Source organism: Naumannella halotolerans (genome assembly GCF_004364645.1).
GTDB lineage: Bacteria > Actinomycetota > Actinomycetes > Propionibacteriales > Propionibacteriaceae > Naumannella > Naumannella halotolerans.
In genome coordinates this window covers 1,082,342-1,103,461 of the sequence record NZ_SOAW01000001.1, presented here as the reverse complement: position 1 = coordinate 1,103,461, position 21,120 = coordinate 1,082,342, and the positions used below count along the sequence as shown (strand labels likewise).

The 21,120-nt window shown below is 68.0% G+C and carries 20 protein-coding genes, 1 pseudogene and 1 riboswitch; of the genes and pseudogenes, 9 read left to right on the top strand and 12 right to left on the bottom strand.

All coding sequences use genetic code 11. The annotated features are described in order from the left end of the window. Positions 1-8: 8 nt before the first annotated feature. Positions 9-836: a hydroxyethylthiazole kinase gene (gene thiM / locus CLV29_RS05160; RefSeq protein ID WP_072626064.1), complete on the bottom strand. Its 828-nt coding sequence runs from the start codon at positions 834-836 to the stop codon at positions 9-11. Next, a riboswitch (TPP riboswitch) is annotated at positions 828-924 on the bottom strand. Its footprint overlaps the gene before it by 9 nt. Positions 925-1,945: 1,021 nt before the next feature. Between thiM and cmtR the strand changes: the two genes are divergently transcribed. From cmtR to CLV29_RS05135, 4 genes are all read left to right on the top strand, one after another. Then, the gene (cmtR, locus tag CLV29_RS05150) at positions 1,946-2,305 is read left to right on the top strand and encodes a Cd(II)/Pb(II)-sensing metalloregulatory transcriptional regulator CmtR (RefSeq protein ID WP_133755041.1); all 360 of its coding nucleotides are present in this window, start codon (positions 1,946-1,948) and stop codon (positions 2,303-2,305) included. Further along, the gene (locus CLV29_RS05145; RefSeq protein WP_133753941.1) at positions 2,302-2,904 is read left to right on the top strand and encodes a cadmium resistance transporter; all 603 of its coding nucleotides are present in this window, start codon (positions 2,302-2,304) and stop codon (positions 2,902-2,904) included. The genes cmtR and CLV29_RS05145 overlap by 4 nt, the downstream gene beginning before the upstream one ends. Positions 2,905-3,186: 282 nt before the next feature. Beyond that, positions 3,187-3,510 carry a hypothetical protein gene (locus CLV29_RS05140; protein WP_133753940.1) on the top strand — a complete coding sequence of 108 codons (324 nt, stop codon included), beginning with the start codon at positions 3,187-3,189 and terminating at the stop codon, positions 3,508-3,510. Further along, positions 3,507-4,073 carry an antirestriction protein ArdA gene (locus CLV29_RS05135; RefSeq protein ID WP_133753939.1) on the top strand — a complete coding sequence of 189 codons (567 nt, stop codon included), beginning with the start codon at positions 3,507-3,509 and terminating at the stop codon, positions 4,071-4,073. Before CLV29_RS05140 ends, CLV29_RS05135 begins: the two co-directional genes overlap by 4 nt. A 5-nt stretch (positions 4,074-4,078) precedes the next feature. On the opposite strand, the gene CLV29_RS05130 is transcribed toward CLV29_RS05135, so the two are convergent. Next, positions 4,079-4,345, bottom strand: coding sequence for a helix-turn-helix domain-containing protein (locus CLV29_RS05130; protein ID WP_133753938.1), 267 nt, complete (start codon positions 4,343-4,345; stop codon positions 4,079-4,081). Between the two features lie 110 nt (positions 4,346-4,455). Between CLV29_RS05130 and CLV29_RS05125 the strand changes: the two genes are divergently transcribed. Further along, positions 4,456-5,442: a hypothetical protein gene (locus CLV29_RS05125; protein ID WP_133753937.1), complete on the top strand. Its 987-nt coding sequence runs from the start codon at positions 4,456-4,458 to the stop codon at positions 5,440-5,442. A gap of 49 nt (positions 5,443-5,491) precedes the next feature. Here the strand turns inward: CLV29_RS05125 and CLV29_RS05120 are convergent, their stop codons facing one another. The 5 genes from CLV29_RS05120 to CLV29_RS17185 form a co-directional block, all read right to left on the bottom strand. Next, positions 5,492-7,534 (bottom strand): relaxase/mobilization nuclease domain-containing protein, encoded by a 2,043-nt coding sequence (locus CLV29_RS05120; RefSeq protein ID WP_166649132.1) that lies wholly within the window; start codon positions 7,532-7,534, stop codon positions 5,492-5,494. 4 nt (positions 7,535-7,538) lie between these two features. After that, a complete protein-coding gene (locus CLV29_RS05115; RefSeq protein ID WP_133753935.1) occupies positions 7,539-7,913 on the bottom strand; it encodes a MobC family plasmid mobilization relaxosome protein in 375 nt (124 codons plus the stop codon). Positions 7,914-8,307: 394 nt separating this feature from the next. Then, positions 8,308-8,790: a hypothetical protein gene (locus CLV29_RS05110; protein ID WP_133753934.1), complete on the bottom strand. Its 483-nt coding sequence runs from the start codon at positions 8,788-8,790 to the stop codon at positions 8,308-8,310. Between the two features lie 59 nt (positions 8,791-8,849). Continuing rightward, the gene (locus tag CLV29_RS05105) at positions 8,850-10,427 is read right to left on the bottom strand and encodes a DNA primase family protein (protein ID WP_133753933.1); all 1,578 of its coding nucleotides are present in this window, start codon (positions 10,425-10,427) and stop codon (positions 8,850-8,852) included. After that, entirely contained in the window at positions 10,424-10,651 is a 228-nt protein-coding gene (locus CLV29_RS17185) for a helix-turn-helix transcriptional regulator (protein ID WP_133753932.1), read from the bottom strand. Before CLV29_RS17185 ends, CLV29_RS05105 begins: the two co-directional genes overlap by 4 nt. A gap of 823 nt (positions 10,652-11,474) precedes the next feature. On the opposite strand from CLV29_RS17185, the gene CLV29_RS05095 reads away from it, so the two are divergent. Both CLV29_RS05095 and CLV29_RS05090 read left to right on the top strand, forming a co-directional pair. Continuing rightward, positions 11,475-12,722, top strand: coding sequence for a site-specific integrase (locus tag CLV29_RS05095; protein ID WP_133753931.1), 1,248 nt, complete (start codon positions 11,475-11,477; stop codon positions 12,720-12,722). A 96-nt stretch (positions 12,723-12,818) separates the two neighbouring features. Then, positions 12,819-12,893: pseudogene (locus CLV29_RS05090) on the top strand. 184 nt (positions 12,894-13,077) lie between these two features. Here the strand turns inward: CLV29_RS05090 and CLV29_RS05085 are convergent. Beyond that, positions 13,078-13,467 carry a tautomerase family protein gene (locus tag CLV29_RS05085; RefSeq protein WP_133753930.1) on the bottom strand — a complete coding sequence of 130 codons (390 nt, stop codon included), beginning with the start codon at positions 13,465-13,467 and terminating at the stop codon, positions 13,078-13,080. Positions 13,468-13,766: 299 nt separating this feature from the next. Between CLV29_RS05085 and CLV29_RS05080 the strand changes: the two genes are divergently transcribed. Next, a complete protein-coding gene (locus CLV29_RS05080; RefSeq protein WP_133753929.1) occupies positions 13,767-14,540 on the top strand; it encodes a Suppressor of fused protein (SUFU) in 774 nt (257 codons plus the stop codon). Here CLV29_RS05080 and CLV29_RS05075 read toward each other — a convergent pair. Continuing rightward, entirely contained in the window at positions 14,537-15,706 is a 1,170-nt protein-coding gene (locus tag CLV29_RS05075) for a DUF998 domain-containing protein (protein ID WP_133753928.1), read from the bottom strand. The two genes, CLV29_RS05080 and CLV29_RS05075, sit on opposite strands and share 4 nt — an antisense overlap. A 344-nt stretch (positions 15,707-16,050) precedes the next feature. Here CLV29_RS05075 and CLV29_RS05070 point away from each other — a divergent pair, with 344 nt between their 5' ends. Continuing rightward, on the top strand, positions 16,051-17,088 hold the full coding sequence (locus CLV29_RS05070; RefSeq protein ID WP_133753927.1) for an intradiol ring-cleavage dioxygenase: 1,038 nt from the start codon (positions 16,051-16,053) through the stop codon (positions 17,086-17,088). A gap of 126 nt (positions 17,089-17,214) precedes the next feature. On the opposite strand, the gene CLV29_RS05065 is transcribed toward CLV29_RS05070, so the two are convergent. The 3 genes from CLV29_RS05065 to CLV29_RS05055 form a co-directional block, all read right to left on the bottom strand. Next, positions 17,215-18,225: a hemolysin family protein gene (locus tag CLV29_RS05065; protein ID WP_243831733.1), complete on the bottom strand. Its 1,011-nt coding sequence runs from the start codon at positions 18,223-18,225 to the stop codon at positions 17,215-17,217. Further along, positions 18,222-19,661, bottom strand: coding sequence for a hemolysin family protein (locus CLV29_RS05060; RefSeq protein ID WP_243831732.1), 1,440 nt, complete (start codon positions 19,659-19,661; stop codon positions 18,222-18,224). The genes CLV29_RS05065 and CLV29_RS05060 overlap by 4 nt, the downstream gene beginning before the upstream one ends. A gap of 307 nt (positions 19,662-19,968) precedes the next feature. Next, entirely contained in the window at positions 19,969-21,012 is a 1,044-nt protein-coding gene (locus CLV29_RS05055) for an alcohol dehydrogenase catalytic domain-containing protein (RefSeq protein WP_133753926.1), read from the bottom strand. Positions 21,013-21,120 lie beyond the last annotated feature (108 nt).

The following is a 21,120-nucleotide window of genomic DNA, read 5'->3' as shown; positions in this document are numbered from 1 at the left end:
TCGGCGGGTCACCGGAGCACCACCTTCTCGGTCAGCTCCTGCGGGTTGAGGGTGGCGAGAGAGTCCAGCAGCGCAACGGCGAAGCTCCCCGGCCCGGCGGCACGCTCGGCCGCGACCTCGGCGGCCACGGTGTACGTCGCGGTCGCGGCCGTGGCGGCCAGGAGCGGGTCGTCGGTGGTGGCGGCGAAGGCAGCCATGAGCGCGCCCAGCGCGCACCCACCGCCAGTGACCTGGGTCAACCATCGATGGCCGTTGGCCACCCGCACCAGCCGGGTGCCGTCGGTGAGGTGGTCGACCTCCCCGGAGACCGCGACGATGGTGCCGTGCTCCCGGGCCAGCGCCCGGCCGGCGTCGAGGGCATCCTCGGCGGCGTCGACGCTCTCCGGACCCCGCCCACCGCTGCCCCCACCGGCGAAAGCGAGAATCTCTGAGGGGTTGCCACGGACGAGTGCCGGGGAGGCGTGGGCGAGCAGGTCGACGACAACCCGGCTGCGCCAGGCGAGCCCACCCACCCCGACCGGGTCGAGCACCCACGGGGTGCCGGCCGCCGCGGCGGCACTGACCGCGCCGTGCATCGCAGCCACCGTCGCCTCTTGGGGCGTGCCGAGGTTGACCAGGACCCCGTCGGCGACGGCGGCGAACGGCCCGGCTTCCTCCGGGTTGTCCACCATCGACGGACTGGCGCCGACCGCGAGCAGGACGTTCGCTGTCCACTGAGCGACGACGACGTTGGTCAGGCACTGCACCAGCGGGGCATGCCCGCGCATCGCAGCCAAGGCCTCGCCCACAGCGGCAGCATCGAGTGGGACAGTAGGGACGGAAGAAGGTGCCGACATCGGCGACGTTCCCTTCGCTAGTACGAACTAGATCAGGTTCAACGGGTGTGATCTCAGCCGTACCAGCACGGCACCCCGCGTCATTCACCAGCTTAACATCCGCACCGTTCCCAGCACCGTGCCCTCGCTTCAGCGATCGCAAAAGGGTCGCGCCTCGGACCGTCCGGGCGTGCTGTCACCAGTGCCCGGCTGCGCTACGGCGTTCCTTGGCCGCCGCAGCCCTCACCATGGCGCCTCACCAGACAACGGCTGCGCAACCTTAAAATGTGCAGTCGACTTCGGACACTCGTGCAGTGGACTTCGAAAACTGACAACCAAGCCATCACATCCACAGGGTAGGTGTCCGAAATGGCCACGAGGCACGGCTTGGTACACCTACTGATCTGGACAGGGATTATGAGACACTGGTGGAGGCTCCGGCAGGCCGAACGGCTCCGAGCTGGACAGGTGTCCGAGATCGACCGATTAGGTGACACCCGCAGCCGAGATCCGGCCGCAGGCTCACACTGTCACTCAACCAGTCACCTATTCTACGTGGCGCAGACCCCCTCCTCTCGTGCGAATGTGACAGGTGGCTTGCGCGTCACGGTCTGCTCGCCCGGCAGTCGCTCCCCGCCGCGGCCGGCCGCTGGAGCGACGCGGGACCAGGTCCGAGACCACAACCCCTGGCCCTCGCGCCACCGACGCAGCAGGACATAGATCTGCCGCAGGGACACCCAGCTGCTCGGCCGCCGCTTCCACTGCCTCCCCGCCGACCGTCCCGGCTTCGGCCAGCGGGCCGATCACCTCGGCTCGGCGGGCCGCCAGCGCCCACACCTCATCGGAGACGGTTAGCAGACCGCGCTCAGGAATCAGGTCATCGTCGACCGCTTCGTCGTGCACAGGACTATGGAACAACGTGCCGGTCGTGCACACGGGTACGGACAAGTCGGGAGATCACACTCCTGTGCACACAACGTCGAATGCCCAGGTCAGCTGTGCAGGCGACTTCGAACATTCACATCGAGGAGGAAGCTCTCTCGACGTACGGTGAAGGTTCCCCTTACGGGCATGCGATCTGGGCTGACGCCTGTGACCGAGTGTTCAGTGCGCGCTGTATAGTTCAGTCCATGCTGACTATTGCTTCGCGTCTCGACGTGATGAACCGCCTGGGTCGTGCACTGGCCGACCCCACTCGATCCCGGATCATCTTGACCCTGCTCGACCATCCCACTTACCCGGCGGAACTGGCCCGAGATCTGGACCTGACACGCCCGAACGTGTCCAACCACCTGGCATGCCTGCGCGATTGCGGGATCGTCGTCTCCGAGCCCGAGGGTCGTCGGACACGATATGAGATCGCCGATTCGCACCTGGCGCGGGCGCTGACGGCACTGGTCGATGCCACCCTGGCAGTGGACGAAGACGCCCCGTGCATCGATCCCGCCTGCTCGCTTCCCGGATGCGACGCAGCTGGGGAGGGCGCATGATCCTCACCTCGGTCTTGCAGGCGATGGGCCTGTTCGCAGCGACCAACATCGACGACATCATCGTGCTCTCCCTCTTCTTCGCGCGAGGGGCAGACCAGCGCGGCACTACCGCCCGCATTCTGGCCGGCCAGTACCTCGGATTCGCCGGCATCCTCGGTGCCGCGGTCCTGGTGACCATCGGTGCCGGAGCATTCCTGCCCTCGGCAGCCATCCCGTACTTCGGTCTCATCCCTCTGGGCCTCGGCCTCTGGGCCGCATGGCAGGCCTGGCGCGGAGACGATGACGACGATGACGACGAGGCCAAGGTTGCCGGCAAGAAGGTCGGCGTGTGGACAGTCGCAGGCGTCACCCTTGCCAACGGCGGCGACAACATCGGCGTCTACACCCCTGTCTTCCTCAGCGTGGAACCTCTCGCAGTAGTCGCCTACTGCATCGTCTTCCTCGCGCTCGTCGCGGTCCTGGTGGCCCTGGCAAAGTTCGTCGCCACCCGCCCCCCGATCGCCGAAGTGCTCGAACGCTGGGAGCACATCCTCTTCCCCATCGTTCTCATCGGCCTCGGCATCGTGATCCTCGTCAGCGGCGGAGCCTTCGGACTCTGACGTAGCGGCAGCGATCCAAACGGCCCCGACCGGGCGCACCCCTCTCGGTTCAGACCGCGACACCTACCTGCAGCCAGTCCTGCGTGATCGCGGCAACAAGACCGCCACGGAGCGCTGCAAAAACCCCGCCACCAAGCGAACGAAGCCACACCTACCCTGCATGCGCCGCTGACGCGGCGCCGGGCCTCCTGGCGAGGACCCGGCTGCGCCCGCAAGCGCCGATTCACCCGAGCACGGCTGCGAGGGTGCGCTGGGTCCTCCCTGACACCGAGGAGGACCACCATGGCCTGGACAACGATCCGCACCGCCGTCACGCTCGACCTGCCCGCCTTCGCCGAGCCGGTCGAGATCCACCACGACCCCGCGCAGCACGCCCTGCTGGCCCTGGACCCCGCCACCGGCGAGTCCGAGGTCCTGACCACCCGCTTGCCCGACTTCCCGCTGCTGCCCGACGAGGCCGTCGTCAAGGACTGGTCCGAGCACAGCGGGCTCCCCCGCGCCCTGGCCGAGGTAGGCGTCGTCGAGCTGCTCGACGCCATCGCCGTCGGGCCGTTCGCCGCCACGGCGCACCGCGTGCGCGTGCTGACCGCGGGGGATGCGGCATGAGCACGGCGACCCCCACGGACACTGGTGCTCCCCGGGTATGGCTCGGGTGCCTGGCCTGCTGCTGCAACGACGGGGCCCTGGTGGGCCGGTGGGTCGACTGCACCGACGTCGAGGACGTCACCCTCGCCGACCTCCACGCGGGCTCTGGGAGGCCGTACGCGGCCTGTGAGGAGGTCTGGGTGCTCGACCACGAGTTCGTGCCCGTCGAGGGCGAGTTCGGGCCTCTGGAGGCCGCTCAGTGGGGCCGGTGCTACGAGGAAGCCGGCTCCGACCGCTGGACAGCCGTGTGCGCGTGGGTCCGGTCGGGGATGCACGTGGTCGAGGGCACCGGCGACATCCCGAGCTTGGGCGACTTCGAGGAGCGCTACTGCGGGCACTGGGAGGGCTTCCGGGAGTACGCCGAGCAGCTCGCCGACGACACCGGGATGATGACCGGCTGGCCGGAGGAGGCCGTGCGGTACTTCGACTGGGCGAGCTGGACCCGTGATCTCGCGTTCGACTTCACCGTCGTCGACGCACCGGCGGGCGAGGGATACGGCGTGTACGTGTTCCGCGACCTCTGAGCTGCTCAGACGAGCTTAGAGGGCACGCCCACCTGCCTGGGATGCCGCGCGCAGGCCGGGGCCACCAGCTCGGTCAAGGGCACGCCGAGCGCGTGGGCGATGCCGTGGAGCGTGGAGATCTTCGCGGCCACGCGCCCGGCCTCGACCTCGATGATCGTCTTGCGGTGGACCCCGGCGGCCTCCGCGAGCCGGTCGATCGAGAACCCGGACTCCTTGCGCAGGCGCGCCACCTCCACGCCGAGGGCGCGCAGGTCTGGAGCGGGAGCAGGCATCCACCCAACTTCCCGCAGGCGCGTGCGTTGCACAGTAACCCAAACGCGCCTGTTTTCAGTACGCTGATCGGGAGTTCAACCGAACCATTGCCGAACGAAGGTGAACGACCATGTCCCACAGACCAACGATCCTGACTGCATCGGTCCTGCTGTCGCTGCTTGCCCTAGCGGGGTGCGCGGGAGGGTCGGGCGACCCGACGCAGCCCGACCCCGGAGCAGGCGATCCCGCCGACGACGGGTCGAGCTCGGCCGTCTACGAGTTCACCCGCGAACCGCCGGGCATGCTCACGTCCCTGACCGTCGCCATCCCCGACGACCTCAGAGAAGCCGCAGGGCCCGATGCCGAGGGGCTCCTGGTCGACAGCGTGACCCTGACGCCCCACGAGCTTGACGGCGTGAAGCACTGCGCGGTGAATGTCGCCATCGAGTGGGCTGATGGTGCCCTGGAGCTGGCCAACAAGCCGGCCACGTCCCAGGCCGATGCCGACGCCGACATCGAGAAGTGGACCAACAGCTTCCTGGACTACTTCGACGTCGAGACCACCGAGGAGTGGATCGATCTGGCCGAGCGGGCCCAGGGCGGCGATGCACAGGCGGGCCAGACGATCGCCGAGGGGATGGAGGCAGCCGACCAGAGCCATCCTTACGCTGCCAACGCCACCCGCGAACTGCGGGAGCAGGGCCTGGCGTTCGAGCCCCGCCTGTTCATCGAGAAGATGCAGGAGCTCATCGCCGCCGACGCCAACAAGCCCGTCGACGAGGCGGCAGAGGAGTCGGAGGAGGCCAACGTCGCCCGCGAGGGCCTAGGCGTTCCGGGCAGCGTGTACCCGCTCGCCGACCTGAACGAGTCCGCGCCCGAGACTGGCCTGTACCTGGCCCCGGACTTCGCCTCCGGCATCAACGTGGGCAGCTGCGCGGCCAACCCGACCGACGACGACGCCACCGAGACCTTCACCTTCCGGACCTCCCAGGACGGGGAGGGGGCCGACTTCGCCGAGTTCGACTACACCGTCCTGTCCGACGGCTCGATCACCGTGGTCGAGGCCGAGGTCGAGGACTACGAGCGCGATGTCAACGGCGACTGGATCGCCAAGTAGACCGTATGCAGCCGCAGGCCCGCTCCCGTCGGAGCGGGCCTGTCGTCTTTCACCGCTCCATCCCTCCGGCGTTCGGTGGGCGCTCCAGCCCGTCCTCGTGGTTGACCTCGAGGTCGGCCTCACGGACCGACTTGAGTGCCTTCTCCCTGCTGGTCAGCTCTCTCCTCGTGGCCTCGTGCCTCAGCTCGGCCAGCGTCGAGGGCTCGCCGTCCCAGGCGTGGTCGCCCGCAGCGACCTCGGCGCGCATCGCGTCGGCCAGTGCCTTGTCCTGGTGCACCTCGACGGCCCTGCGGGCCTCGGCGAGCTTCGCCGCGCGGCGCCACAGCTCGAAGGCCACCGAGGTGTCCAGTGCGTCCTCGTAGCGCTCCAGCGTGGCGCTCCTGAGCCCCTTGGCCAGCGCGCCGTCCAGCGGCTCCCCGGCGGCCAGCTGCACGTGCCAGCGCTCGTCGATCTGGACCATCTGCTCCCAGGCAGCCACCTCGCGCTCGCGCGTCGGCCTCCTCTTCCGCAGCGGTGACTCGTGGGGCGCAGCGGTCCTCACCTCGGAGGTCGAGGACGCCTCGGCCCTGGACCCGGCGGTAGCCGGGGCTGGGGCCGGAGTCGTGTCGGCGGCAGCCGACGCGCTCACCTCGGCCACGTCCTCGACCGTCTCGACGGCACGCTGCTGCTCGGCCTCCTGCTCGCGCTCCCAGGCGGTCTTCGGCTCGTCGAGCGCGCGCCACGCGGCGATGGCGGCGTCGACCTCCGCGTAGCCCATCCCGGCCCTGCGCATCGCACCTCGATCGGGCGTGCGCAGCCGCCGCTTCTGGAGGTCCCAGGCGTCGAGGACGACCTTGTCGGCCAGCTTCGCGTCCGGTCCATCCGCATCGGATCCATCCGCCACGGCGACGCCGTCGTCTGCGCTCTCGGGCGACGGCTCCGCGGGCGCCATGGCCGCCTCGAACCCAGCCCGCCGGGCTTCGGCCATCATCTCCTCTGCGCGGCGCTCCTGCTCCCACTGGGCCGCCAGCGCCGCGGCGCTCTCGCTGCGCCGCTCAGCCAGGGCGTCGTCGAGGCTGCTCGCCATCGCCGCGCGCATCTGCGCCGCCGACATGGCCGGTTTCGGCGCGGCCTGCGCAGCCAGCTGGGCGTTGCGCTGGATCGTCTCCTCGACTTGGTCGAGCATGGCGAAGCGGCCGAGCCTGCTGGCCCGTCGCCGGTCGCCGGGACTCGGCTCGATGTACTCACCGTCCGCCCCGCGGCGCTTCATCTGGTAGGTGAGCCCGCGGCCCTTCTCGCCGCGCTGCTCGACCACGACGCCGACCTCGGCCAGCACCTGGGCGTACCCGTCGAAGTCGGTGTAGCCCGTGGCCTCGAGCGCAGTCCGGATGCGGTCCTTCAGCACCGCGAAGCTGAACGGCTCCGGCTCGCTCGACGAGGCCCCGGCGCTCCACTTCTGGTGCTTGTCCAGCCCCCGCCGCTCGGACTTCTCCTTCAGCTCCCAGCCCGTGGATGTCAGCTCGTTGCGCTGCTCGTACCCCTGCGCGGCGAGCACGGCGTCATGAGTCTTGGACAGAATCGAGTGCTTCACGTTGGACGACGCGAAGCTCTTCCCCGTCGCCTTGTCGATCGAGTCGATCACGATGTGGTTGTGGACGCAGCCGGTCTTCCCGTCGACCTGGGTGACGACCAGCGCGCGGCGGTGATCACCGGCGAGCGAGCGGGCCAGCTCTTGGCCCAGCCGGTGCCCCTCCTCCCAGTCGTCGGGATCGTCGGGGTCGAGCGCCCCCGCACCGTCCCGCGCGAAGCTCTGGATAACATGGTACGCCTGCACATAGGCGCCCTCGGTGACGTCGCGGTAGGTCGGCTGGCCCGTCGCCTTGTCGGTGCCCCACTGCACCTTGACCGTCCTCGTCCCGTCCTTGCGCCAGCGCTTCCGGTTGTCCCGGAACTGCCCCTCGGCGAACTCCGGGACGCAGCCGTTGATGCCGCTCGCAGCCACGAACCGGTCGCCCTTGGCCTGACCGTCCTTCTCAGTGAGCGCATACGCAATCAGCCGCGCCGAGTTCCTCGTCGGGCTGGACATCACGACCGCTGCGATGGGCTTCACCACGACCTCAGTCATCCACTCCCGCGATGCGCCCGGCCAGCTCCACCAGCCTGCCGTCGATCGCTTCGAGCTGGCGCTTCACGTCGTCGAGGTCGCCGGTCACCTGACCCGTCTGGTGGGCGACCTTGGCCATCTGGTTGACGTTGTGACCGACCTTCCTCATCTCGGTCCTCAGCTCCTGGACGTCGTCGATCAGGCCGTCCACCACCCCGGGATCGGCACCGCCCCTTCGGGCCGATGCCTGGGCCTGCTCGCGGGCCAGCCGTCGGCATCCGTCCTCCACCGCTTCGCGGATGATGTCCGAGACGGTGACGGCCCGGCCCGTCGCCTCACTCGCCCGCTTCGCGGACTCCTCGGCGAGGTCGAACGATGACTGCGTCATCCTGAGTTCGACCCGCTTCGGGTAGATCGCCCGCCTACCTCCTCGCCGCCTCCGCTGCGCCTCGTCCGGCATCGTCACCACGTCGGCCGACCTCCCCTCGGTAATGCTGCAACCGGGTTGTCCGGTGGGGTGCGTACCCCCTCCGGCAGGGGGCTGCGCACCCCCTTCACTATACCCGGTTGCAGCATTACGGCGAGCAGTTCAACTGTACGGGTGTTTGGCTCCGCCAAACCCCCTCCCAGTTGCTGCCCGCCCCTCGTCGGCTCCGCCTCCTCGGGGGACAGGGCTACCGCCCTCCCCACCTCTGCTGCGCTCCGGTGGGGCCCCTCCCGACGGCACGGAAAGACCCCGGCCCGCTGCGCGGAACCGGGGTCCTCGTCACCGTCCACGACGCCTACGCGCCGTAGACCGAGAAGCCCCGCTCGTGCGCGTCCTCACGCTCCTCGTCGCCCTCGTGGATGGCACCGTAGGCGACCGTCTCCCCGTCCTCGAGGACGGGCTCCTCGGCCTGCTCGATGCCGGCCTCGCTCGCGACCCCGCGCGCCTTCAGCGCGACGACGGCTTCGACGAGGCGCGCGGCCCGCTTGGCCTCTCCGCGGTCCTTGCGGACCCGGCGCACCGTGCCGTCCTTCGTCATCCGCTCGGTCACCTCCTCGGTGATACCGAACAGCTCGTACAACTCCTCGACAGCGGCACAGCGCGCCTCACCGGCGTACTTGAGCGCGTCCTTGACGGCCTTCGCGTCGGCCCTCTCCTCGGCCTCGATGGCCGCCTTCTTCGCGGCCAGCTCGGCCTCGAAGGCCTTCCGCTCGGCGACGAGATCGGCGAGCCGCTGAACCCGCCGCTCGCGCCGAGTCATGGTCATGTTGTCGGTCATAGTGATGCCTCCTTAGGCGTCGTTGTTCGGGAACCCATCCCCGGTGGTGGGCCGGTAAGTCAGAGCAGCATGATCCCCGGGGCGTCCGCGACCTCGTCCCAGACCGACGTCTGGGGTTTCGGAGATTGCTGCGGTACCGCAGCAGGGCGCTGCCCGGGAGGGAGCTCTACCATCGGCTCCTTGGACACGGTCAGCGCCTCGCGCAGGACGTTCAACCCCTGGTGCACCATCCCGCGGCGCTCCTTCACCGACGGGTAATCGAGCCGAGCCAGCGCATCGGCGAACGCCGACCGCCCGAGCTGGTCGCGGCGGTAGATCCCTTCCGCTGTGCACCAGTCCTTGTACGCCTCGTGCAGCACCGTCGTCGTGTCGCCGATGCCCCCCGTCTCGCACTGCTCGGCCACGAACCTGCGCACATCGTCCTGGCCCTCGGCGTACTCGCTCGTCCTCTCCTGAACCGCCTCCGGCTCATCGAGGCCGCGCTCCCAGTACTCACCGAGGCCAGCCACCATCCATGTCAGAATCGCGTCGGCCGCGAGCTCCAACTTCTCCGGAAGGCGGGGGTCCTGCTCGTCCGGCGGGATCACGACATTGAAAGGCACCGCGCGCACCCGCGACCACACCGCAGGGTCCGCGACCTTAGACGGCAGCTCGGGCAAATGGTTGGTCACCATGAGGAAGCTGTGCGACGGGAGAAACTCGATCGGGTCCTTCCGCAGCGCACGCGCCTTGATCGGATCGCCGCCGGTCAACCTCTTGAGGACCGACGCCGACAAACGGATCTTCGTGTCGGTCTCCGAGAGCACCACCATCCGACGCCCCCGCAGGTCGAAGAACGCCGGAGACGGCGCGTTCGGATTCGACTTGACGACCTCCATCAGCGCCGGGTCAGCCACCCCGCCGTAATCACCCAGAGCGTGGAGAACCGACGTGTACGCCACACCCTTGCCATTGCGCCCCGTCCCGGTCGCGATGGGGAACACGTGCTCCAAAACCTTCCCCACAAGACCCACCCCGAAGAACCGCGCGAGGTAGGACCGAACGTGGTCATCCGGCAGTACCTGCTCCAGGAAGTCTTCCCACAGCTCGCTACGAGCCCCAGGGACGTAAGCGGCCCGGGTGACCTTCGTGATCCGATCATCGGGGTCGTGGGGTCGCAGTTCCAGACCATGCAGGTCGAGCGTCCCGTTCGCGCAGTTGAGCAGGTAGGGGTCGGCGTCCATGTCCGCAGCAGCGGCGCACATGCCCTCCAGGGACCCCGCGAGTTCGAGTACCCCCCGAACCCCGGAGGCCGTGCTGCACGCCATCACGTCGGAGGCCAGGTCCTTGTCGCCGAGGGCGAGCCCCCACATGGCCTTGAGCGTCTCCATCGCCGCAGCCTTGGCGCGCGTACCGCCCTTGTCCTCGGCCCAGCGCTTGCCGTCCCAGTGGTGCCAGCCGATGCCGACCACGTACAACAACTTGCCGAGCCACTGGGCAGCGAACTCATGCGCAGCCCTGACGTGCTTGCGGTGCTTGCGGGCGTCGTCGAGCAATATCGTGCGCTGCTCCGCAATGCTAATCTGGGCCCTAGAGTCGGCAAACTCTTCAGGAGCCGCTCCACCTGCCTGGGTGGGGCGGCTTTCTTGTTCGCTCATCGCGGTCCACCTCCAACGAGGTTTTCCACCAGCCAGGCGTCCAGATCGGCGACGCGATAGACGACCCGGGCACCCGCACGGACGTATCGGGGCCCCTGGCCGCGGCCACGCCAGTTGGCGAGAGTCTTCGGAGCGACGCCGATGTACCGCCCGGCTTCGTCAGTGTCGAGTGCGGCCGGGGGAAGGGTGGGACCGGAATCCACAGTATTCGGTGACAGGGACATGATCGTGAGTCCTTCAGGAGGCGACGGGGGACCGTCGGGCTCACCGAATCCCGATCAAGACGAATACACGCGTGGTGCCTTCGGAAGCTCCACGTCAGGGCGCTCAGGCCCCGAGTCCCCTCACGCCGACAGGAGGACCAGAAGATCTACTGTGGTGCCGCCCAGGTCGGACGCCAGACGGCCCGCCGCAACCCCTCAGGGCTCGTCGGCGGTATGGGAACGAGCCTATCACTCCTGTCAACCCTGCGCTACCCCAGACCTTGGCAACTCGCAGGTCTTCGGCCTCGCGCGACGGCGGCATCTGCGCCTCGCTCGGCCGAGGAGACGCTGCGGGCCCGCCCTCTCCAGTCGAGAGATCCTCCCCATCAGGAGGGACCCCACTCATTCAATAGACGAGGCGGTCAGCAGGGGTGGTCGATGGGGTGGGCAGAAGCCCCTGGAGCCTAAATGTGTTCTGACCAGGGGTTGTGAAGTTTGTGCAGTTCACCCCCGCACTTCCTCCCGGGCGCGCGGGAAAGTAGTGCAGCAAACTGCACAAACTTCACACAGCACTGCACGTGGCGGCCCGGCCTGACCGATTGCCCTGCCCGAGCGAGCAGGCCTGCTGACTGCCCGGAGGGGTCCTGCCCTGAGAAGACAGCCGCGCCACCGCGCCGGCACCGAGCGCCATCGACCACCCGGCCTGACCGATTGCCCTCCCCGAGCGAGCAGGCCTGCTGACTGCCCGGAGGGGTCCTGCCCTGAGAAGACAGCCCCACAACCCACTTGAACCCGGGTGCAGATCACCGTACCGTTCATCTTGACCCTGAGAGGAAGTCACCGCATGGCTCGCGCAGCAACCACCCGCCTCGAACCCGGCCAGCACTCCATCGACCGCGCCAAGCCGTTCCCGCACGGCGACGGCTGGGCGCTGCGCTGGAGGCTGCGCCTCCCCGGCGGAAAACTGCTGGACAAGACCACCAAAGCCCCCACGAAGGGTGAGGTCCGCGCCCGAGCGCGCCGCACCGCCGACTCGCTGCTCAAGTCACCCGGCAACGCTGACTGGACCCCCACGTCCCCAGTGCTCGCCTACATGGAAGCTGTCACGCTCCCGGCCATCCGAGCCGAACGGCTCGCCGAGGCCACCACCCGGCGCTACGAGCTGGCCTACCGGCTGCTGCGCGGGGAATGCCGCCAGAAGCACAAGCACCTCCACTCGCTTGCGGGCCTCTCGATCCATGACGCGATGCGGCCGCGCAACCTGACCCGCTGCCTGGAGGAGATCGGCGAGCTGCACGGAGCGAAGAACGTCAAACATGCAAAGACCGTGGCCAAGAAGTATCTGGCTGGCCCTCTGCGCGTCGACGAGCTCATCGAGGTCAACCCGCTGGCCGACCTCGACGTCGACCTCAGTCGTGCGAAGCGGCCTGCGGTCAGCCGTGGAGGGCACGCCCTGACCTTGGAGGAGTACCAACGCGTCATCGAGTATCTCCTCGTGGCCGACCCCGAGGACGTGCCCCGGCCCAAGCGTGGGCGCTGGAGCCACGACACTCAGATCTTGCAGCGCGCCCAGGTGATCGACGTCGTGCTGGCCCAAGCGAACACCGGCCTGCGAACCAGCGAGCTGGCCACGCGCCCGGTTTCCGAGTGCTCGATCGACAAAGATGGGACCTTCATCTTCTGGCTGCCCGACACGGCGGTGAAGACCCGCAGAGGCCGACCGGTCCCAGTCCTCGACCCCCGAGTGAGTGCCCGGCTCGCGGCTCGACTGAAGACCGCCAAGGGCGATCAGCTCTTCCCGGCTCCATCGGACCCGAGCAAGGCATGGGATCCTCGCACGCGCGACCGGAAGATCGCCGCGCTGTACCAGGAGATGGCCACGGACCTGAAGATCGACCTATTTGAGTTCGAGCGCGGGCACCTGTGGCGCACCACCTTGAACACGCTGCTGTACGACCGTCTGCCCGAGGCCACGCGCACGCGACTGCTCGGCCACTCCCCGGCCGTCAACCGGCAGTTCTACACCGCGGTGACCGACACCAAGAGCGTGGTTGAGGCCGCCTCCATCCTCCGCGAGAAGCCGGAGATGTAACCGCAGAAGTCACCGCAAGTAGCGGGAACCACCGGGATGTGTCGGGCTCTGCTGGGATACCTGGATCGACAAACAGCCTTGTAAACAGGCCTGAAGCGGGCTGGGGTGCACGGTTGACACTATTGACCAATGCGAGTCAAGGGGTCGCAGGTTCGAATCCTGTCAGCCCGACGTTTGCCCAGGCGAGAGAAGGTTTCTCGCCTGGGCACTGTCGTACCCAATGGGCAATGTCACTGCCAGGAACTGGTGGGGGGCCTGCTGCACCAGTGTGGTGTTGTAGCAGGCCCTTCGCAATCTCACAGCCCAGGCCAGGGGGGCCGCGAGCGCACGCACCCTTGCCCTCGACAGTGCGCCGCTACACCTCGACGCGGTAGTTCAGGCCCAGGTCCTCGGCGTTCAGGCCACGGATGCCCCAGTTGACCTTCGGGGTCTCCGTGATCGTCATCTCCAAGCTGTGAGGGGCGATGCCGGTCGCGGACTCGATGCTGGTGAACAGCTCGGAGATGAGAGCACGCCTGGCCTGCTCCGAACGCCCCTCGAACATCGATATCTCGATGATCGTGTAGTTCGGGCCACGGTCCTCGGGGTAGAGGAAGTCGTCGGCGTCGAGCGCGACGAATCGCTGGAACTTCTTCTCTGGCGGGTACCCCAAGGCGACCATGATCGCCTCGTGCACTGCCGCCGACATCGCGGCGCGGTGTCGCGCCAACGAGTCCTTCCGTCCGTAAACCACTACCTGAGCCATGCAACGAGGCTATCGGGTCGACCGCTTCACCCACCGGGGCTGACATGTGTCGTGAACTCACACACTGTCAGCCCGGCGTAAGGCCTCGTGAGAGCAGGTTTCTCACTGGGGCTTCGTTGTGCTTTGGATCAGTTGCCTCGGCCGCTCTGCTCCCCCTGGAGCGGTGCCGGACGGCCAACGATCGCATTGTGCCTTCGCGCGCCGTGGCTACCGCCTCGCAATCCTGACTTCACGAACGACTACGCTCGGACCCCCGAGACGACGGCAGACGCACACCTGCGGGCAGAGGAGACAGACGAATGGGATTCTGGGATCGACTGCGTGGCAAGCGCGACAAGGCTGACGTACCCCCGTCCGAGGCGAACGACGACGCTGTATCGACGCCGCCACCGGGTCTTGCAGAAGAGCCGGAAGCGGCCGACGATGCGCGCGAACACGCGCAGGCCGCGGAAACCCAGGCGGCCGTCGACGGCTACTGGGACCAGATCGGAATGACCGATGGCCACCGGATCAGCTATCTGATCAACCCCATGTTCTCCGGAGCGCCCGCCTGGCCGAACACCCGTCAGTCGTACCGCGTGGTGCGGACCGAGCAGACCGTGATCATTGCCTCGGATGGGCTCTCCGACCCCGGTCGGGACGACACCGACCGGTCGGGATTCGGCTGTGAGGTGTACATCGAAACGGCCGATCTCGCCGGTGCCGACTTCGAACAGATCAAGACCAGTCCGTACTTCACGGTGATCGAGAACTTTGCCCAGAACGTCGCCAACCTCGGGGGGATCTCCGACAAGATCGAACAGTTCGGCGTTCTCTCGATGGAGTTCCCGCTCGGTGACCGACTTCCCTCGTTGTCGACCGAGCACGGTTCCGTCGGCGGTCTGATCGGCCTTCCCGCCGGACGCAATGGCACGATCGACGCGCCTCTCGGCCGCGTCGATTTCGTGCCTGTCACGCTCATCTCGCCGGCCGAGCTGGAGACCGTCGTCGCGGGCGGCGCCGCGGCCCGAGCAGAGATCGCCGCTCAGCGCGAGGCAACTGGAGTCGGCCACCTGACGGCGGCTGTGGATTAGCTTCGGCGAAGACCTGCTCGACGATCAGGTCGCTCGAGTCGCCGGAGAACAGGCGATGCGATGGGTTCGGTACTGCAGAAGGGAGGAATGCCATGTTGTACGCCGATGAGCACGGCTCTGCTCTCCCGCTGCCTGTCGAGTCGCGAGTGCCCTTCGCCGGCCCCCGGGATGCCTGGGACCTGCCCGCGGGATGGACTCGCCTGTACAACGAAGCCCAGCTCGTGCTTGCTCGAGTGATGACCGATGTCGTGATCACGCGGGTGCAGAACAAGGGTGGCGGACTCAAGATCCATACCGACCCGTACCTGTCGGCGGAGGCGTCCGAGGCGCTTCGGATCATCCGTGCGAAGTCTTTCCACACCTGTGACCTGTGCGGCGAGCCGGGACGACGTCAGGAGGGGCGGTGGATCACCCGATGCGATTCCCATCCCGTCAACCGGGACCGGCGCGTCTGGGGTGCCCTCGCCCGGCCACCCGAATGATCGACCGGTACGCAGTCGGACGGTGCCGAACCCGGCACTACCGTGGCGTCTGTCCGACGCGCCCGATCGCAGGCCGGGTCGAATCAACACCGCCAGTCCGATGACGAACAGCCACAGGTAGATCGTCTCGGCCGACACCCGCTCGGCGTAGCCGATCAATCCCGCACCGCTCAGCGCGAATCCGAGCCAGATCGTGCCGGCCACCGAGATCAGGCCCGTGACCGCGGAGAACGCCGCCAGCCGGGGAGAGCTGCGGCGCATCTTCGCCGCGGCCAGCAATTGGACGACCAACCCGCCCAGCAGCAGCGGCAGTGCCCACAGGGCATGGGCGGTGATGTTCACGTCGCCGGGAATCACCGAGACCGCGATCCCGCCGACCGTGATCGCCACGAAGCCGGCCGTGATCAGCCGGGACCGGTGCCACAACGGCCGCAGCAGCCAGCCACCGAGACCCAACAGGGAGTACTGGACGACGCCACCGGCGTTCAGCAGCATGTGCCGGGGTGAGCAGGTCTCCAGCGTCCCGCTGGCGCGCTCCTGCGGGCCACAGCTGGTGTAGCCCAACTCGCTGACGGTGTGTTCGGCCAGCACATAGGGCACAGGCCAGGCGCTGACCACGATCAACTGCAGAGCGAAATTGCCCACGGCCACGACGATCCAGAGAATCGCACCGATGCGCATCATGGTTGCTCCCTCACCGAAGTGGCGGTCGATGGTGCACCGTCAGCTGCCCGGGCAGGACTCAAACCTACGCGTCGCCTGTTCGATCCGTACGGTTGGGCTCCCGCTTCCAGCCGTGGGGGCGAGCGCAGCCCTCCCGTTCCGTCGTGCCGCAAAGGTGGTTGCTGATCACTCCGCCCTGTCGTCCGGGAGCCGATGGAGAACCTCGCCATGATCGAGATCCGGGTCCGTCGAACTCGCCCGAATCCGTCACAGGAATGGCACAGACACCTCCCAGAGTCCGCTGAATCTGATGGGGCACTCTGTATGACGTTGATGAAGGACCATGATCAAGAGGAATTGACCTGATGAACAAACCCCGCCCGTACGACACCCCTGAAGGCCCGGCCTACCAGGGCCGGTTGCTTCCGGATCCCACCGAGGAGGTGGTGGATCAGGGCCTGCGGTTCGACCTCGGGACGCTGTTCTCCCGTCGGCGCATGCTGGCCGTGCTCGGAGCCGGCGCCGGTACGGCAGCACTGGCGGCCTGCGGTGCCGCAGCCAGTGACACCACGAGCTCGGACGCGACCACTTCTTCCTCGGAGCTCACCGAGATCCCCGACGAGACCAACGGACCCTATCCGGCCGACGGGTCCAATGGCCCGGATGTACTGGAGATGGACGGGATCATCCGGTCCGACATCCGCTCCAGCTTCGGTGACGCTTCCGGGACGGCTGAGGGGGTCCCGTTCACCTTCGAGCTGACCGTGCTGGACATGGTCAACGAGAACGCCCCGATGGTCGGCGCAGCGGTCTACGTCTGGCACTGCGACCGCAATGGTGACTACTCGATGTACACCGAGTCCATCGAGGACGAGAACTACCTGCGTGGCGTCCAGATCACCGACGACGAGGGCAAGGTCAACTTCACGGCGATCTTCCCCGCCTGCTACACCGGCCGCTGGCCGCATGTGCACTTCGAGGTGTACCCGGATGAGGCGTCGATGACCGACTACGACGCACGGTTGTCGACCTCGCAGATGGCGCTGCCACAGGACATCTGCGACACCGTCTACGCCACCACCGGTTACGAGCAGTCGGTGACCAACATGTCCCAGCTGACCCTGGAGACAGACAACGTCTTCGGCGACGACGGAGGCGTCAACCAGTTGGCAACCGTCACCGGTGACCTCGACGCGGGCTATCACGCCTCATTGCAGGTACCGATCGACACCGGCACAGAACCCACCGCCGGCGAGATGGGCGGCGAAGGCGGACCCGGCGCAGGTGGTGAGGGCGGCCCCGGCGGCGGGGGAGAGCCGCCATCCGGTGGCGGCGAGCCCCCGTCCGGTGAGCCGCCATCGGGCGGTGGCCCGGGAGCCGAAGCGTCGGCAGAGGAGTCCTGACCGACACTCGCCGATGCGCCGGTGAACGGTGATGACCTGCGGGTCCGACCCACGGCGAAGCAGGCGAAAACAGCAGGAGCCGGGACCCGACAGGTCCAGGCTCCTGTGGTGGCAGTCGCAGCCTGCTCAGGCCGCGGCTTCCTCGGGGAAAAGTCCGCGCAGCATGTCGGCCAGGGTGAGCACCCCGAGCAGGCCGTCACGGTCCTGGACCACCGCCAGCTGCGAGCCGGCCTCCTGCATCTCGGCCAGCGCGGTGAGCACGGTGGCATCGGGTTCCAGCACGTACAGCGGACGGATCAGGGAATCGATCGGGCCGTCCGAGGCAAGGGTGAGCGTGTCGCGGACGTGGATCAGGCCGGTTGGTTGCTGCGGATCGCCGACCAGGATCCGCAGGTGCCCGCTGCGGCGGCTCGCCTGCTGCACCTCGCCGACGGTGGCCTCGACCGGAACGGCCACCGGGGTCTGCGGCTCCACTAGGTCGCGTACCTGCAACCGACCGAGGTCGAGCGCACCGGACAGTTGCTCGGAGTAGCTGGCATCCAGTGCGCCGACATTCGCCGAGTGCCGCACCAGCTGGCGCAGGGCATCCGGGCTCTGACCTGTGGCCAGTTCGTCCACCGGTTCCACGCCGACGCGGTGCAGCAGAGCATTGGCCGCATTGTTCAGCAGGTTCAGCACCGGCCGGGTGACCCACATGAAGGCGCGCATCGGAACGGCGAGCAACGTCGCGGACTTCTCCGGATGGGCGATCGCCCACGACTTCGGTGCCATTTCACCGACGACCAGGTGGAGGAAGGTGACGATGATCAACGCGATCACGAAACCGGCCACGTCCGCGGCGATCAGGGGCAGGCCCCAGGACTCGAAGAGCGGCGTCAGCCAGTGGTGCACCGCGGGTTTGGTCACCGATCCCAGCGCCAGGGTGCAGGCGGTGATCCCCAACTGTGAACCGGCCAGCATCACCGACAACTCCGTGGAACTGCGCAGGGCCGCCCGCCCGGCCCGGCTCTGGCCTGCCGCATCCTCCAAGCGGTGACGCTTGGCCGAGATCAGCGCGAACTCGACGGCGACGAAGAAGGCACTGAGGCCGATCAGCGCGACGGTGGCGATCAGTACGACGATCGGATTCTCCATCATCGGTCCGCCTCCTGCTGGTCGGTACTGGCCGGGTCCACCGACCTGTCGTCATGATCATCATCGTCCGCCGGTGGGATCAGCTTCGCGATCACCAGCGACGGTACGTACTGCTCGACCTCGCGGACCTCGACCTCGAGGTACCAGGGATCGGGCTCCCTGGTCACCGCCAGATCGCCCGGATCGTCGGGCAAGCGCAACCGGATCGTCTCCCCGGTCTCGGGCAGCGCACCGTTCTCGGCGATCAACAACCCGGCGATCGTCTCGTAGTCACCGTGGGGAAGATCGCGCCCGACCACCCGTTCGACCTCGTCGATCGGCAGGTCGCCGCGGAACACCCAGTCGCCACTGACCGCATCGACGCGGTACTCCGGCTCGACCGGTTCATCGTGCTCGTCGCGGATCTCCCCGACGATCTCCTCGACCAGATCCTCCACGGTGACGATGCCGGTCATGCCGCCGTATTCGTCGATCACGACGGCGAGCTGCTCCTTGGCCGCCCCGATCGCCTGCAGCGCATTCGGCATCGGCATCAGTTCGGGTACCACCACGGCCGGCCGGAGCAGGCTGGTGGCCGGATCCGACCAGCGGGCCTGATCACCCTCGGCCTCGATCCCGAGCACATCGACCAGGTGGACCACGCCGAGGATCTCGTCGTCGGCACCGATCACCGGGTAGCGCGAATGCCCGCTCTGCATCAGCTCCCGCACCTCACCGAGGGTGATGTCGGCATCGACGTAGTCGACCCGGCTGCGGGGGACCATGGCATGTTCGACGTCGTGCTTGGGGAAGTCCAGCACCCGGTCCAGCAGGATCGACATCTCCTCGGTCAGCTCACCGGACTCCCGGGAGTCGGCGACGATGTGTTCGAGGTCGGTCACCGTGGCCGAGGACTCCACATCGTGCACCGGCTCGATCCGCAGGGCCCGCAGCAGCAGGTTCGACGACGTGTCGAAGATCCAGATCAGCCAGCCGGTGATCGTCAGATAGCCCAGGGTCGAGCGGGACAGCCAGCGGGCGACCGGTTCGGGCCGGGCGATGCTGAGATTCTTCGGGAACAACTCACCGAAGAGCATCTGCACCAAGGTGGCGAAGATCAGCGCGAGCACCGTACCGATGGCGACACCGACCGCGGTCGGTACGCCGGTGACGCCGAGCAGCTCACCGAAGGCCTGCCCGATCAGGGGCTCGGCGACATAACCGACCAGCAGGCCGGTGACGGTGATCCCGAGTTGGGCACCCGAGAGCATGAACGAGGTACGGCGGGTGACCTTCAGCGTCCGTGCCGCGGCCGGATCGCCAGCCTCGGCGGCGGCGCGCAACCGCGACCGGTCGACGGTCATGTAGGCGAACTCCTGGGCCACGAAGTAGCCTGTGGCGGCAGTGATCGCGAAGACCACCAGCACGCCGAGCAGCAGCGAGAGCAGGGTCATCAGCATGGCAGCACCACCGAACGGTGCGGTTCGCCCTGGCGCGTGGCCCGCCGATCGACGACCGGCGTCCTCGACCCGGGTGCCGGGATCGGGTCAGCGTGACCGATCGGCTGCTGCGGGGAGATGCCGGGGCGAAGGGCCGGGCGGGGTGAATGGGGTTTGGCGGGGTCGGGAGCTGGCCCTGTCAATTCGTCCTGTCCTTGAACATCACCGGACGTTCGCCGGCACTGTCGCAACGATGCTAGCCGACTGCCTGAAACCCACCAAGACGATCATGCCCGCCGCCGACCCGTACCCGGCCGATGGCGTCTCCTCAGTCGAGCGTCTCGGCGGCAGCCAGTACGGCCCGCGAACGCAGGGTGCCGGCGGCCAGCCGGTCCAGTGCCTCGGTGGCCCGGTCCAGGGGGAAGCGTTCGGTGACGGTGCGGACCTTGCCCTCGGCGGCCAGCCGCAGCACCTCCTGCATCTGTTCTCGGTTGCCCAGGACCGAGCCACGGATGGTCTGTTCGGTGTTGAACGGGAAGTCGGTGACCGTCACCGGCACGGCACTGACCAGGGTGCCGCCCCATTTGAGGGTGGCCAGAGCCTGCTCGGTGACCGTGTCGACGGGGGCGAAGTTGAGCACCGCGTCGGCGGTGCCGGCGATCTCGGCCAGGGCATCGGCATCGGTGGAGTCGACGGTACGGGAGGCGCCGAGCTCGACCGCCACGGCCAGGTGGTCGCGATTGCGGCCAACGCCCACCACCTCGGCTCCGGTCAGGGCTGCGAATTGCACGGCCATGTGTCCCACGCCGCCGAGGCCGAAGACGGCCACCACGTCGCCGGGACCGAGGTCGAGTTTGTCGACCACACCGAAGGCGGTGATGCCGGGGCAGAACAGGGGAGCGGCGTCCACCGGGTCCAGCCCGTCGGGCAGGGCGTAGGTGTGGGCGGCGGTGGCCAGCATGTACTCGCCGTACCCGCCGTCGACGTGTTCACCGGTGATCTTGCGCTGGTGGCACAGCATCTCCCGGCCGCTGGTGCAGAACTCGCACTCCTCGCAGGTCCACCACAGCGGCTGCACACCGACGGTCTGTCCGAGCTCGAACCCGGTGACATCCTCGGCGAGCTCGACCACGGTGCCGGTGACCTCGTGCCCGGGAACGATCGGGGAGATGGCGGGTACGCCCCCGTCGACCCAGTCGCCTTCGATCATGTGCAGATTCGAGCGGCAGACACCGCAGGCGATCACCTTGATCAGCAGCTGCCCGGCTGCGGGTACGGGGCGCTCGGTCTCCCGCCAGTGCAGCGGCCGATCGGCGAGCGGGGCGGGGGAGTCGAGCTGGTTGGCGTACATCGTTGTCCTGGCCGTCGTCATGGTGCGAATCTAACGGGTCGCCCTGGTGCGGTGGTCCAACGGGTCCTGCGATGAATCCAGGAAGCCATTCGGATGAAGCCACCGATGGTGTCGCGGTGCTGCCCAGCC